This window comes from Streptomyces sp. SLBN-31 (genome assembly GCF_006715395.1).
GTDB lineage: Bacteria > Actinomycetota > Actinomycetes > Streptomycetales > Streptomycetaceae > Streptomyces.
In genome coordinates this window covers 2,624,662-2,637,720 of sequence record NZ_VFNC01000001.1, presented here as the reverse complement: position 1 = coordinate 2,637,720, position 13,059 = coordinate 2,624,662, and the positions used below count along the sequence as shown (strand labels likewise).

Genomic DNA, 13,059 nt, shown 5'->3' with positions numbered 1-13,059 from the left:
CCCGGCCGCCGCCTACTTCAGCAGCCGCGACATCCTCCGGTCCGCCAGCGGCTTGCCGCCCGTCTGGCAGGTCGGGCAGTACTGCAGGGAGGAGTCGCTGAAGGAGACCTCGCGGATGGTGTCGCCGCAGACCGGGCAGGGCTCGCCCGTGCGGCCGTGGACCCGCAGACCGCTCTTCTTCTCCGCCTTCAGCCGGCCCGCCGCCAGGCCCCTGGAACGCTCGACCGCCTCGGTGAGGGTGGTGCGCAGGGCCTGATAGAGGCGGGTGGTCTCCTCCGGGGTGAGGGAGGCGGCCAGTTTGAACGGGGACATCTTCGCGGCGTGCAGGATCTCGTCGCTGTAGGCGTTGCCCACCCCGGCGATCAGGCTCTGGTCGCGCAGGGCGCCCTTGATCTGGCGCCGCTCGGACGCCAGGAGGCCGGCGAACGCCTGCTCGTCGAAGGTGTCGGCGAGGGGGTCCGGGCCGAGCCGGGCGATGCCCGGGACCTCGTGGGGGTCCTGGACGACGTAGACGGCGAGGCGCTTCTGGGTGCCGGCCTCGGTCAGGTCGAAGCCCTCGCCGGTCTCCAGGGCCACGCGCAGGGCGAGGGGGCCCTTGCCGGGGCGGGGCGGGCCGTCGGGCAGCCGGTCCCTCCACTGCAGCCAGCCGGCGCGGGCCAGATGGGTCACGAAGTGCGGGCCGCCCTCGGTGGCGAGGTCGAGGAACTTGCCGTGCCGCCGCACGGCGCCGACCTCCCGGCCCTCGACGGCGGAGAGCGGGGGGTCGTAGGTCTTCAGGACGCTGATCGCGACGGGCAGCACCCGCACCATCTCGTGTCCGACCAGGTGCTCGGTCAGGAAGTCCTTGAGCGCTTCCACCTCGGGGAGTTCCGGCATACGTCCAGAGTGCCACCCGGCACCGACAGCGCCACGCGGACCGGCCGGGTCACGGCATCAGGAACTCGCACCACACGCACTTGCCGCCGCCCCGCGCCTCCACACCCCACACGTTGGTGAGCAGGTCGACCAGGAGCAGGCCCCGGCCCGAGACGCCCGACTCCCCCGCCTCACGGCGGCGCGGCAGGGCGCTGGAGGAGTCCTCCACCTCCACGCGCAGCCGCCGGTCGCTGCCGGTGAGCACCCTCAGGGTGAGGATCGCGGAGCCCTCGGTGTGCATGAGCGCGTTGGTGATCAGCTCGTCGGCGACCAGTTCGATCTCGTCGGCACGGTCCTTCGCTCCCCATGCGCGGACCGCGGCCCGGATCATGTGGCGGGCCTCGTGGAGGGCCTCGGGGTCGCCGGGTGCCACGTGCTGCTGGAGCCGGCCGCCGGAGCGGGGGGCGTCCAGGCCGCGGCGGCGCAGCAGGAGCAGGGCGACGTCGTCCTCGCCACCGCGTTCCTCGGCGACGTCGATGAGGCAGTCCGCGAGGTCGCGTACGTCGTCCGGGCCGGCGGCGATGAGGGCGGTGAGGGTCCGCATGCCGTCGTCGAGGTCTGCGCCGGGCTGTTCGACCAGGCCGTCGGTGCACAGCATCAGGGTGTGACCGGGGTCCAGTTCGATGGTTCCGACGGGGTATTCGAGGCTGCCGAACTCGGCGGACAGGCCGAGCGGGAGGCCGCCCGGGACCGGGATGCGGTGGCAGCCGCCGTCCTCGTCGCGGATCAGTGGGTCGATGTGGCCGGCCCGGACCACCTGGACGACTCCGGTCGACAGGTCGGCCTCGGCGTACAGGCAGGTCGCGAAGCGGTCGGTGTCGAGTTCGTGGAGGAAGACCGAGGCGCGGGCCATGACGGTGGCCGGGGTGTGGCCCTCGGCCGCGTAGGCGCGCAGCACGATGCGCAGCTGGCCCATGACGGCGGCCGCGTGCGTGTCGTGGCCCTGGACGTCGCCGATGACGGCTCCGACCCGGCCGCCGGGCAGCGGGATGAGGTCGTACCAGTCGCCGCCGATGTCCCGGCCGAGGGAGGCCGAGCGGTAGCGGACGGCGACGTCGGCGCCGCGGACGCTGGGGATGGTGCGCGGCAGCATGGCCTGCTGGAGACCGGTGGCGAGGTCCTTCTCCTGTTCGTAGAAGGTGGCCCGCTGCAGACTCTGCGCGATGCTGCTGCCCAGTGCGAGCAGGACGTCGCGCTCGTCGGGCGAGAAGCCGCGCCGGTCGCTGTAGAGCAGGCCCATGGCGCCGATCGGGCGGGCCTGCACGATCAGCGGGAGGTAGGCGGCCGCGGTGATGTCCAGGTCGGTGATGTGCGGCCACAGGATGGGGTAGCCCTTGGCGAACTCCTCCGGCGACTCGATGAAGCGGGGCGTGAGGGTCCGTACGACCTCGCTCATCGGGTAGGGCTCGTCGATCCGGGTGACGAGGGTGCCGGGCACGAAGCTGCCTTCGGGGCCCTCGGCGATCAGCCGGATGCGGCCGGCCTCCACCAGGCCCATGACCAGGCTGGTGGCGCCGAGGTGGGTGAGGCCCTGGGTGTCCTTGAGGACGTCGATGACGTCCTGCACGGTGCGGGCGTGGGCCAGGGCGGCCGTGATGAGCTGGACGACCCTGGTCTGGTCGCGCCGGACCTCCTCCTGTGCGGTCCGCTCCTCGTGGGCGGCGAGTTCGGCGAGTTCCGGGGTGGCGTCGCGGACGATGCCGATGATGCGGCGCGGGCGGCCCGTCCCGTCGCGCCGGATGTAGCCCTGGGTGTGGGTCCAGCGCAGGCTGCCGTCGCGGCGGCGGAGGCGGAAGTAGGCGCCGTAGTTCTCGCTGCCGTCCTTCATGGCCTGGGCGACCAGGGCGTCGAGACGGTAGGCCTCGGCGGGCGGGACCCGGACGGAGAGGTTCTCGGGGTGGCCGTCGAACTCGTCGGGGCGCATGTCGAAGACCTCGTGGGCCTGGGCGTCCATGTGGAACAGGCCGGTGTCCAGGTCCCAGTCGAAGCTGCCCATGCGGTTGAGCGCCAGGATCGGAGCCGGGTGGGCGGGCCAGTCGTCCGGGAGTGACAGGGCGCTCGCTCCCCGATCAACCATGGGGCCACCTTGCCAGGGTTTGACCGATTCTTCGACCGGGACGACAGGACGCTTTCTTCATATTTTGCTCTGGGAGCGGGTCGCGATCACCACTCGGGTTACGCAGGCGGAGGCTGGTTACACGGAGCGTGACTTGAGGTTCCGGCGCGACACTGGAGTCGAGGAGCGCACGGTCGTGGACTGGTTCACCGCACCCGAGTACTGGACGAGCCGGCTGGTCTTCCAGCGGGCTCTGGCCGGCGTGTACCTCGTGGCGTTTCTCTCGGCGGCCCTGCAGTTTCGGCCGCTCATCGGCGAGAGGGGCATGCTGCCGGTCCCCCGCTTCACCGCCCGGGTGCCCTTCCGGCGTGCCCCCAGCCTCTTCCGACTCCACTACTCCGACCGGTTCTTCGCGGCCTGCGCCTGGACGGGCTGCGCGGTCGCCGCCGCGCTGGCCGCGGGCCTCGACTCCCGACTCCCCTTGTGGGGAGGGATGTTGCTGTGGCTGGTGCCCTGGCTGCTCTACCTGTCGATCGTCAACGTCGGCCAGACCTGGTACGCGTTCGGCTGGGAGTCGCTGCTCCTGGAGGTCGGCTTCCTCGCCGTCTTCCTCGGCAACGACGAGGTGGCCCCACCGATCGTCGTGCTCTTCCTGCTGCGCTGGGTCCTCTTCCGCGTCGAGTTCGGCGCGGGACTGATCAAGATGCGCGGGGACGCGTGCTGGCGAAAGCTGACCTGCCTCGACTTCCACCACGAGACGCAGCCGATGCCGGGCCCGCTCAGCTGGTTCTTCCACCGTCTGCCGGCGCCCGCGCACCGGGTCGAGGTGGCCGCGAACCACGTCACCCAGCTCGTCGTGCCCGTCCTGCTGTTCGCCCCCCAGCCGGTCGCGACGGCCGCCGCGTCCCTGATGATCGTCACCCAGCTCTGGCTGGTGCTGTCGGGCAACTTCTCCTGGCTGAACTGGATCACCATCGTGCTGGCGGCGTCCGCGCTCGCGCTCCCGTCCGACGCCCCGGCGTCCGTGCCGGCCGCACCGCTCTGGTACGAGGTCCTGGTGTCGGCGATCGCCGTCCTGCTCGTCGCGCTCAGCTACCGTCCGGTCGCCAACATGGTCTCCCGCCGCCAGATCATGAACCGCTCCTTCGACCCGCTGCATCTGGTGAACACCTACGGGGCGTTCGGCAGCGTCAGCCGGGTCAGGTACGAGGTGGTGATCGAGGGCACCGCCGACGCCGCGCCCCGCGAGGACTCCGACTGGCGGGAGTACGAGTTCAAGGGCAAGCCGGGCGATCCCCGGCGCTGGCCGCGCCAGTTCGCGCCGTACCACCTCCGCCTGGACTGGCTGATGTGGTTCGCGGCGCTCTCCCCCGCCTATGCCGACCCCTGGTTCGGCGGGCTGGTGGAACGGCTGCTGGAGAACGACCGCGACACACTGCGGCTGCTGCGCCGCTCCCCGTTCCCGCCGGACGAGCCGCCGCGCTTCGTACGGGCCCGGCTGTTCCGCTACCGGTACACGAGCTGGCGCGAGCTGCGGGAGACGGGCGCGTGCTGGGAACGGACGTACGTCCGCCAGTACTTGCCGCCGACGCGGTTGGCGGGGGTGGCGCAGCGCTCCTGAACGGAGCTCGTCAGGCGCGCCGTTGGGGGAACATACGCATCTCCGGGAACCGGCCCGACGTCCCGTCCAGCAGGCCACCGTCGTCCCGGCCCCGCAGCCAGCGGTCGAAGGAGGCGGCGAGACAGGCCCGTTCGGCACCTATGGCGCGCCTCGGCGGGATGGCGCCGATGTTCGCCACGACCGTCCTGCGGGGCAGGCCCAGCCGGTGGGCGATCTGCGGGACCAGCGCCTCCGCGTCGGTGTACGTCGCGTGTGCCGCGCCCCGCAGGGTCAGGCCCCGGTGCCAGCCACGGCTGTGCCGCCACAGCGCGTTCCAGGACGGCACGGCTTCGAGGTCGTTGCCGTCCATGCCCATCAGCAGGAAGGGCCGGTCCTGGCCGTCGGCGGTACGCCAGGACGCCGTCGAGGTCGGCGGCCGCCGCGACGCGCGGGTCGTCGTGCATCGCCTGCAGCACGGTGAAGCCGCCCGCCGACTGGCCGAACATGCCGACGCGGTCCATGTCCAGCGCGCCGCGCAGCTCGCCGGGGAGCCGGCATGCTCCTGTCGCCGGTCCTGATGGGCCTCTCACCGCTCGGCCGCCTGGGTCCGACGCTTCCCGGCGGGTCGATCGGGTCATAGCCGGTAGACGCGGGTCGCCGTGTCCTTCAGGATCCGCGTCCGCTCGGACTCGCTGAGGCCGGCGATCAGGCGCTGCGCCGTTTCCACGGTTTCGCCGTAGGTCGCGGCGAGGGTGCACACGGGCCAGTCCGAGCCGAACATCAGGCGGTCGGGGCCGAAGGCCTCCAGGGCCGTTTCGGCGTACGGACGGAGGTCGTCGGGCGTCCAGGTGGCGGGGTCGGCCTCGGTGACCAGCCCGGAGAGCTTGGCGACCGTGTTGGGGAGGGCGGCCAGGTTCCGCAGGTCCGTCGCCCAGGGGTCGACGGCACCGGAGGCGATGGGCGGCTTGCCCAAGTGGTCAAGGACGAAGGTGAGTTGGGGGAGGTACGCGGCCGCCTTCGCGCAGGCCGGGAGCTGCCGGGGCAGCACCACCAGGTCATAGGCCAGGCCGGCCTCGGCGACCGAGGTCAGGCCGCGCAGTACGTCGGGGCGCAGCAGCCAACCGGGGTCCGGCTCGCCCTGGACCTGGTGGCGGATGCCCTTGAGGTGTGCGCCACCGGGGAGGGCGCGCAGACGGGCGAGTTCGTCGGCGATGTCGGGGCGGGTGAGGTCGGTCCAGCCGACGACGCCGGCGACGAGGTCGTGTGCGTCGGCCAGGGCCAGGAACTCCGGGGTCTCCTCGGCCACGGTGACCGTCTGGACCAGGACGGTACGGTCGACGCCGGCCGCGCGGGCCTCGGGTGCGAGGTCGGCGACCGTGAAGTTCCGTCGTATCGGACTGTGGTGGGGAATCCAGTCCTGGTCGCGGACCGACAGGTCCCACACGTGGTGGTGGGCGTCGACCGTCATGGCAGCTCCCAGACCACGGGCAGGCCCGCGTCCGCGCCCTCGTCGGAGTAGTCGTGCACCACGTCCAGCAACTCCGCCATACGGGCCTGCCACGCGACGTTGACCGGCAGCTGCTCCAGCTCCGCGATGAGGCGGGCGTAGTCCTCGCACTCCAGCAGATGGAAGAGATCGGTGCCGCTGCGCCAGATGGTCCAGGACGTGGCGCCCGCCGCGCGGATGGCGGCCGTGAGCTCCTCGGGGACCTCGCGGTGGGCGGCCTCGTACTCCGTGACGCGGTCCGCGCGGACCTTGGTGTGCAGGGCGACTCTCATGACGGCTCCTCGGCGGGGACGGGGGCCTCGGCCGGCAGGAGCCGCTCCGCGCGCAGCTCCTGCCACAGACCCGAGGGCACTTTCGCGGCGAACTGCCGTGCGGCGTCCCGTACTTCGTCCGCCGAGCGAGCCCCGACGAGCACGCTCGCGACCGCCGGATGCGCCGCGCAGAACGCCAGGGCCGCGGCCCGCAGGGTGCTGCCGTGCCGTTCGGCGACCGCCTTCAGGCGCAGGGCGCGATCCAGCAACTCACCGGATGCGGTGGCGTAGTTGTACGTCGCATCCGGCTTCGGGTCGGCCAGCAGACCGGAGTTGAAGGCGCCACCGATCACCACCGACGTGCCGCGTTCCTCGGCCGCCGGCAGCAGCTCGGCCAGCGCCCGCTGGTCGAGGAGGGTGTAGCGGCCCGCGCACAGGACGACGTCGACGTCGGTGTCTCGGACGAAACGGGTGAGCATCTCGGCCTGGTTCATGCCGGCGCCGATCGCGCCGACGACGCCCTCGGAGCGGAGTCTCTCCAGCGCCGGGTAGCCCTCCCGGAAGGCCTGCTCGGCGTGGTCGTCGGGGTCGTGGAGGTAGACGACGTCGGCCCGGTCGAGGCCGAGCCGTTCCAGAGCGGCCTCCAGGGTGCGTCGTACGCCGTCGGCGCTGAAGTCCCACACGCGGCGGTGCGTGGCGGGTACGGCGAAGCCGTTCGCCAGGTCGTCGCCGCCCTCGTCCGACGGCTCAAGGCGGCGGCCGACCTTGGTGGAGATCGTGTAGTCCGCGCGTGGGTGCTCCCGCAGCGCGGCGCCGAGGCGGCGCTCGGACAGGCCGAGGCCGTAGTGCGGGGCGGTGTCGAAGTAGCGGATGCCCTCCGCCCAGGCGGCGGACACGGCCTCGTACGCCTGTTCCTCGCTCACCTCGGTGTACAGGTTGCCGATCACCGCCCCGCCGAAGGCGAGTTCGCTGACCTGGACGGGGCTGTCGCCGAGGCGGTTCACCGGCCCGCCGGCCTCAGGCGCAGGCCCTGCATGCCGCCGTCGACGGCGAGCGAGGTGCCGGTGGTGGCCCCGGACAGCGGGCTCGCCAAGTAGGCGATGGCACCGGCGACCTCGTCCGCCGAGACGAGCCGGCCGGTGGGCTGGCGGGCTTCCAGGGCGGCGCGTTCGGCGGCCGGGTCGGGGGCCCCGTCCAGCAGGCGGCCGATCCACGGGGTGTCCGCCGTACCGGGGTTGACGCAGTTGACGCGGATGCCCTCGCGGACGTGGTCGGCGGCCATGGCGAGGGTGAGGGAGTACACGGCGCCCTTGGTGGCGCTGTAGAGCGCGCGCTGCGGGAGGCCGGCCGTGGCCGCGACGGAGCAGGTGTTGACGATCGCCGCGTGCCGTGACTCGCGCAGGTGCGGCAGGGCCGCGCGGGCCACGCGCACCATGCCGACCACGTTGACGTCGAGGACCCGGTGCCACTCGTCGTCGTCGTTGTCCTCGACGGTGCCCTGCGCGCCGATGCCCGCGTTGTTCACCAGTACGTCGAGGCCGCCGAGTTCGGCGACGGCGGCCGCGACCGCTTCTCGTACGGACGTGTCGTCGGCGACGTCGGCCCGGAAGCCCAGCAGCGGCTTCTCCACTGTCGAGGGATCGAGGTCGAGGACGGCGACCTGGGCGCCGCGGGCGGCGAGGAGGTCGGCCGTGGCCCGTCCGATTCCGGAGGCTCCGCCCGTCACGAGGGCCTTCAGCCCCGCGAAGTCGGTCATGCCGCCCGTCCCTTCTTCTCGTCGAGGTCGGCGGCCCAGAAGGTGCCGCCGGGGAAGGTGTACCGCGCGATGGACTCCTGGCGCATGGCGGCGGAGAAGCCCGGCGCGGTGGGGGCCCGGTAGTGACCCTCGCGGATCACCACGGGATCGAGGAAGTGGTCGTGCAGGTGGTCGACGTACTCGATGACCCGGTCCTCGGTGGTGCCGGTGACGGCTACGTAGTCGAACATCGACAGGTGCTGGACGAGTTCGCACAGGCCGACGCCGCCCGCGTGCGGACAGACCGGTACGCCGAACTTCGCGGCGAGCAGCAGGATCGCGAGGTTCTCGTTGACGCCGCCGACGCGGGCCGCGTCGATCTGGACGACGTCCAGGGCGCCGGCCTGCAGCAGCTGCTTGAACACGACGCGGTTCTGGACGTGTTCGCCGGTGGCGACCTTGACGGGGGCGACGGCCTCGCGGACGGCGGCGTGCCCGAGGACGTCGTCGGGGCTGGTGGGCTCCTCGATCCAGTACGGGTCGAACTCGGCGAGGGCCTTGGTCCAGCGGATGGCCTCGGCGATGTCCCAGCGCTGGTTGGCGTCGATCGCCATGCGGACATCCGGGCCGACGACCGAGCGGGCGACCCGGCAGCGGCGGATGTCGTCGTCGAGATCGGCGCCGACCTTCAGCTTGATCTGCGTGAAGCCGTCGGCGACCGCCTGGGAGGCGAGCCGGGTGAGTTTCTCGTCGCTGTAGCCGAGCCAGCCGGCGGAGGTCGTGTAGGCGGGGTAGCCGCGCTCCAGCAGGCGGGCCGTGCGCTCCCCGGCTCCGGCGCGGCCCCGGCGCAGGATGTCCAGCGCCTCCTGGGGCGTGAGCGCGTCGGTCAGGTACCGGAAGTCGATCTGCCCCACCAGCCACTCGGGTTCGGACTCGGCGAGCAGCCGCCACAGCGGCTTGTCGGCGCGCTTGGCGGCCAGGTCCCACACGGCGTTGACGACCGCGCCGATCGCCATGTGCATCACGCCCTTCTCGGGGCCGAGCCAGCGCAGCTGACTGTCCCCGATCAGGTCCCGGTACACCACTCCAGGATCGGCGCACACCTCGTCCACGGGCCGTCCCACCACGTGGTGGCGGAGCGCGTGGATCGCGGCGACCTGCACCTCGTTGCCCCGCCCGATGGTGAAGGTGAACCCGTGCCCCTCCAGGCCGTCCTCGGCGTCGGTGCGCAGCACGAGGTAGGCGGCCGAGTAGTCGGGGTCCGGGTTCATCGCGTCGGAGCCGTCGAGCTCGCGCGAGGTGGGGAACCTGATGTCGTGGGTGTCGACCGCGGTGATGCGGGCGGGCGTCGGGGACACGGAGGGCCTTTCGTTCGGGGGCTGGGGCGGGGTCAGTCCTGGGCGCGGCCGGTGGTGAGACGGGCGATCAGGAGGGCGAGCAGGATGATTCCGCCATAAATAGCCTGAATCCAGTACGGCTGGACCTGCGCCTGGGTCAGCAGGTTGTCGACGGTGCCCAGCAGCAGCACGCCGGTCAGGGCGCCGAACATGGTGCCCTTGCCGCCGTCGAGGCTGATCCCGCCGATCACCGCCGCGGCGAACACGGTGAAGATCATGTTCTGGCCCTGGTTGGCGTTGATCGCCCCGACGTAGCCGGTCTTCATGATGCCGCCCACCGCGGCGAGCACTCCCGCGCTCACGTACACGCCGAGCATCACGCGGTCCACCCGGATTCCGGCCGCCCGGGCCGCCTCGGCGTTGCCGCCGATGGCGTACAGGGCGCGCCCGACCCGGTGGTAGCGGAGCACGGCGCCCGCGACGGCGAAGCCCGCGGCGGCCACCCACACCGAGATCGGCACCTGGAGGAACGTGGTGGTGTGGATCGCGAAGAAGGCGTCCGGCATGTCGAAGAGCGTCTTGCCCTTCGTGGCGCCGACCAGCACGCCACGCAGGATGATCAGCATCGCGAGCGTGACGATGAACGCGTTGAGCCGCAGCTTCACCACGAGGAAGCCGTTGAAGAGGCCGACCGCGCCACCCACCACCAGGACGGCCAGCATCGCCAGCCAGGTGGGCAGCTCGACACCCCAGCCCGCACTGGCCGCCGGCAGCACGAGCAGTGCGCCGATCGCCGGTGCGATGCCGACCACTGATTCCAGGGAGAGGTCGAACTTGCCGGTGATGAGGACGAGGGCCTCCGCGAGGACCACCATCGCCAGGGACGCCGACGACGCCGCGATGGAGATGAGGTTGTTCTTGGTGAGGAACGAGTCGTTGACGAAGGCTCCGATCACCAGGACCGCCAACAGGGCTGGCAGCAAAGCGAGTTCACGTGCCCGCCGCAGCAGTACGGCCCGCGCCGACTGGGCGTCGGGCACACTCACCGGCTTCACCGGCGGAGCCTTGGTGTCAGCCATGGTGGTCCACTCCTTCGATGGAGGCGATCAGCTCGTGGTCGCGCCAGCCCGCCGGATGCTCGGCGACGACACGGCCGTGGAAAAGGACGAGGACGCGGTCGCAGCGCCGCAGGTCGTCGAGTTCGTCGGAGACGACCAGGACGGCGGTGCCGTCCTCACGGGCGCTGTCCACGCGGGCCAGCAGGGACTCCTTGGACTTCACGTCGACCCCGGCGGTGGGGTTGATGAGGACCAGCAGCCGGGGGTCGGAAGCGAGGGCGCGGGCCATGACGACCTTCTGCGCGTTGCCGCCGGACAGGTCGGAGACCGGCTGCTCGGGGCCCTCGGTGTGGATGTCGAGGCGGTCGATCAGCTCGGCGGCGAAGCCGCGTCTGCGGTCGGTGCCGAGGAAGCCGAAGCGGCCCAGCCGGTCGAGGACGCTCATGGTGGTGTTGTCGCCGACGGACATGGAACGCACCAGGCCCTGGTCGTGCCGGTCACGCGGGACGCAGCCGACGCCGGCGGCGAGGGCGGCCGGCACGGAGCCGAAGGGCAGCGGTTCGCCGTCGAGCCGTGCCGTTCCGCCGGTGGGGGCACGCAGGCCGGCGAAGGCCTCCGCCAGCTCGATCTTGCCGCTGGCGCTGGAACCGGCGAGCCCGACGACCTCACCGCGCCGGACGGTCAGATCGATGTCCTGGTACGTCTCCGAGGTGAGCCCCCGCGCATCCAGAAGGACGGGCGCGCTGTCGTCGACGAGCCTTTCGTGCACGGCCTGTTCGGCGATCGCCTCGATGCTCTCGCCGGCCATGGCCTCGATCAGTGCCGCCCTGGGCAGTTCGGCGACCGGCGCGGTGGTGATCCAGCGGGCGTCGCGCAGCACGGTGACGGTCTGGCAGACCTCGTAGACCTCCTGGAGGTGGTGCGAGATGAACAGGAAGGTGACGCCGGAGCCCTGCAGGCCGCGCATGCGCTCGAAGAGCCGCTCGATCTCCCGGTTGTCGAGCTGGGCGGTCGGCTCGTCAAGGACGATGAACCGGGCGCCGAAGCTCAACGCGCGCGCGATCTCGACCATTTGGCGGTCCTCGACCTTGAGGTCGGCCGTGCGCGCCTCGGGGTCGACGTGCACGTCCCAGGTGCCGAGGAGGGCGGCCGCCTCGTTCTTCAGGCGGCGCCAGCTGATGAACCCGCGGCTGACCGGCTGCCGGTTGATGAAGAGGTTCTCGGCGACCGTCAACTCGGGTACGACGGTGGGGTGTTGGTAGACGCAGGCGACCTTTCGGCGCCAGGCGTCGCGGTCGGCGAGCGAGGGTGCCGCCGCGCCGTCGAAGCGGACGGTGCCCTCGTCGGGTGCCTGGAGTCCGGTGAGGATGTTGACCAGGGTCGACTTGCCGGCGCCGTTGCGGCCGACGAGGGCGTGGGACTCGCCGGGCAGCACGGTGAGCCGGCCGTCGGCGAGGGCGGTGGTGGGGCCGTAGCGCTTGACGATGTCGCGGGCCTCGACGAGTGGCGTCGTCATTTGACCGTGTTGCCCCAGAGCTTGGGGTCGTCGACGTTGTCCTTGGTGACCAGCGGGGCGGGTAGCTGGTCCTCGAGGATGCCGCTGGGCAGCTTGACGATCGTGGAGTCGTGGTCGGTCGGGCCGGGCTGGAAGGTCTTCCCCTGCATCGCCGCCCTGATGTAGTACATGCCGTACTTGGCGTAGGCGTCGGCGGGCTGGGAGACGGTCGCGTCGATCTGGCCCTTGCGGATGGCCTCGTACTCCTGCGGGATGCCGTCGTTGGAGACGATCACGATGTGGCCCTTGCCGCCGGCCGCCTTGAGCATGTTCTTCGACTTCAGGGTCTGCAGGGTCGGCGCGAGGTAGACGCCGCCGGCCTGCATGTAGATGCCCTTGATGTCGGGGTTGGCGTTCAGGAGGGTGTCGAGCTTCGAGGCGGCCGCGTCGGACTCCCATTTGGCGGGGATTTCCAGGACCTTCAGCTTGGGGTACTTCTTCTTCACGCAGGAGCGGAAGGCCTCGGAGCGGTCGCGTCCGTTGACGGAGGCCAGATCGCCCATGATCTGCACGACCTTGCCGCTGGTGATGTGCGCTCCGAGGTACTCGCAGGCCTTGGTGCCGTACGCGATGTTGTCGGCGCGTACGACCATGGCGACCTTGCCCTTGTCGGGTGCCACGTCGACGGCGACGACCGGCACGCCCTTGCGCTCGGCCTGCTTGAGGCCCGCCTCGATGGCGGCGCTGTCCAGGGGGGCGACGACGAGGCCCTTGACCCCCTGGTTGAGCTGGTTGTCGATGTCGGTGATCTGCTGCGAGGGGTCGCTGTTGGAGTTGACCGTCTTCAGCGCGTCGACACCCTCGGACTTGGCCATCTTCGGCACGTAGTCGTTGTAGGACTGCCAGAACGGCGAGGTCAGCAGGGGCAGGATCACCCCGACCTTGCCGGTGCCGCCGCCTCCCGTGCTACCGGAGCCGGTGTCCTTGGTGCTTCCGCACGCCGCGAGCGCGAGCGAGGCGCTCGCGGTGACCGCGACCGCTGCGACGATCCGAATTCTGTTCCGCTTCCCCACTGTCCTGACGGGCATCTGGCGGCTCCTCGTTG

Annotated in this window: 13 protein-coding genes; 2 read left to right on the top strand and 11 right to left on the bottom strand. The window is 71.5% G+C overall.

The annotated features are described in order from the left end of the window. Nucleotides 1-12: 12 nt before the first annotated feature. Complete coding sequence (locus FBY22_RS12080; RefSeq protein ID WP_142144913.1) at nucleotides 13-876, bottom strand: Fpg/Nei family DNA glycosylase; 864 nt, start codon at nucleotides 874-876, stop codon at nucleotides 13-15. 49 nt (nucleotides 877-925) lie between these two features. Continuing rightward, complete coding sequence (locus tag FBY22_RS12075; RefSeq protein WP_142144911.1) at nucleotides 926-2,992, bottom strand: SpoIIE family protein phosphatase; 2,067 nt, start codon at nucleotides 2,990-2,992, stop codon at nucleotides 926-928. A 175-nt stretch (nucleotides 2,993-3,167) separates the two neighbouring features. On the opposite strand from FBY22_RS12075, the gene FBY22_RS12070 reads away from it, so the two are divergent. Then, on the top strand, nucleotides 3,168-4,592 hold the full coding sequence (locus tag FBY22_RS12070) for a lipase maturation factor family protein (RefSeq protein ID WP_142147558.1): 1,425 nt from the start codon (nucleotides 3,168-3,170) through the stop codon (nucleotides 4,590-4,592). Between the two features lie 10 nt (nucleotides 4,593-4,602). Here the strand turns inward: FBY22_RS12070 and FBY22_RS44810 are convergent, their stop codons facing one another. Next, nucleotides 4,603-4,941 carry a hypothetical protein gene (locus tag FBY22_RS44810; protein WP_260844800.1) on the bottom strand — a complete coding sequence of 113 codons (339 nt, stop codon included), beginning with the start codon at nucleotides 4,939-4,941 and terminating at the stop codon, nucleotides 4,603-4,605. Here FBY22_RS44810 and FBY22_RS44805 point away from each other — a divergent pair. Then, nucleotides 4,940-5,149: a hypothetical protein gene (locus FBY22_RS44805; protein ID WP_260844799.1), complete on the top strand. Its 210-nt coding sequence runs from the start codon at nucleotides 4,940-4,942 to the stop codon at nucleotides 5,147-5,149. The genes FBY22_RS44810 and FBY22_RS44805 overlap by 2 nt on opposite strands. A gap of 56 nt (nucleotides 5,150-5,205) precedes the next feature. Here the strand turns inward: FBY22_RS44805 and FBY22_RS12060 are convergent, their stop codons facing one another. The 8 genes from FBY22_RS12060 to FBY22_RS12025 are packed head-to-tail and all read right to left on the bottom strand — an operon-like array spanning nucleotide 5,206 to nucleotide 13,042. Further along, complete coding sequence (locus FBY22_RS12060) at nucleotides 5,206-6,039, bottom strand: amidohydrolase (protein ID WP_142144909.1); 834 nt, start codon at nucleotides 6,037-6,039, stop codon at nucleotides 5,206-5,208. Then, entirely contained in the window at nucleotides 6,036-6,350 is a 315-nt protein-coding gene (locus FBY22_RS12055) for an L-rhamnose mutarotase (RefSeq protein WP_142144907.1), read from the bottom strand. The genes FBY22_RS12060 and FBY22_RS12055 overlap by 4 nt, the downstream gene beginning before the upstream one ends. After that, the gene (locus FBY22_RS12050) at nucleotides 6,347-7,333 is read right to left on the bottom strand and encodes an aldo/keto reductase (protein ID WP_142144905.1); all 987 of its coding nucleotides are present in this window, start codon (nucleotides 7,331-7,333) and stop codon (nucleotides 6,347-6,349) included. The genes FBY22_RS12055 and FBY22_RS12050 overlap by 4 nt, the downstream gene beginning before the upstream one ends. Next, complete coding sequence (locus FBY22_RS12045; protein WP_142144903.1) at nucleotides 7,330-8,085, bottom strand: SDR family NAD(P)-dependent oxidoreductase; 756 nt, start codon at nucleotides 8,083-8,085, stop codon at nucleotides 7,330-7,332. The genes FBY22_RS12050 and FBY22_RS12045 overlap by 4 nt, the downstream gene beginning before the upstream one ends. Further along, on the bottom strand, nucleotides 8,082-9,422 hold the full coding sequence (locus FBY22_RS12040; protein WP_142144901.1) for an L-fuconate dehydratase: 1,341 nt from the start codon (nucleotides 9,420-9,422) through the stop codon (nucleotides 8,082-8,084). Before FBY22_RS12040 ends, FBY22_RS12045 begins: the two co-directional genes overlap by 4 nt. A gap of 32 nt (nucleotides 9,423-9,454) precedes the next feature. Beyond that, nucleotides 9,455-10,480: an ABC transporter permease gene (locus FBY22_RS12035; RefSeq protein WP_142144899.1), complete on the bottom strand. Its 1,026-nt coding sequence runs from the start codon at nucleotides 10,478-10,480 to the stop codon at nucleotides 9,455-9,457. Next, nucleotides 10,473-11,975 carry a sugar ABC transporter ATP-binding protein gene (locus tag FBY22_RS12030; protein ID WP_142144897.1) on the bottom strand — a complete coding sequence of 501 codons (1,503 nt, stop codon included), beginning with the start codon at nucleotides 11,973-11,975 and terminating at the stop codon, nucleotides 10,473-10,475. The genes FBY22_RS12035 and FBY22_RS12030 overlap by 8 nt, the downstream gene beginning before the upstream one ends. Further along, nucleotides 11,972-13,042, bottom strand: coding sequence for a sugar ABC transporter substrate-binding protein (locus tag FBY22_RS12025; RefSeq protein ID WP_142144895.1), 1,071 nt, complete (start codon nucleotides 13,040-13,042; stop codon nucleotides 11,972-11,974). The genes FBY22_RS12030 and FBY22_RS12025 overlap by 4 nt, the downstream gene beginning before the upstream one ends. Nucleotides 13,043-13,059 lie beyond the last annotated feature (17 nt).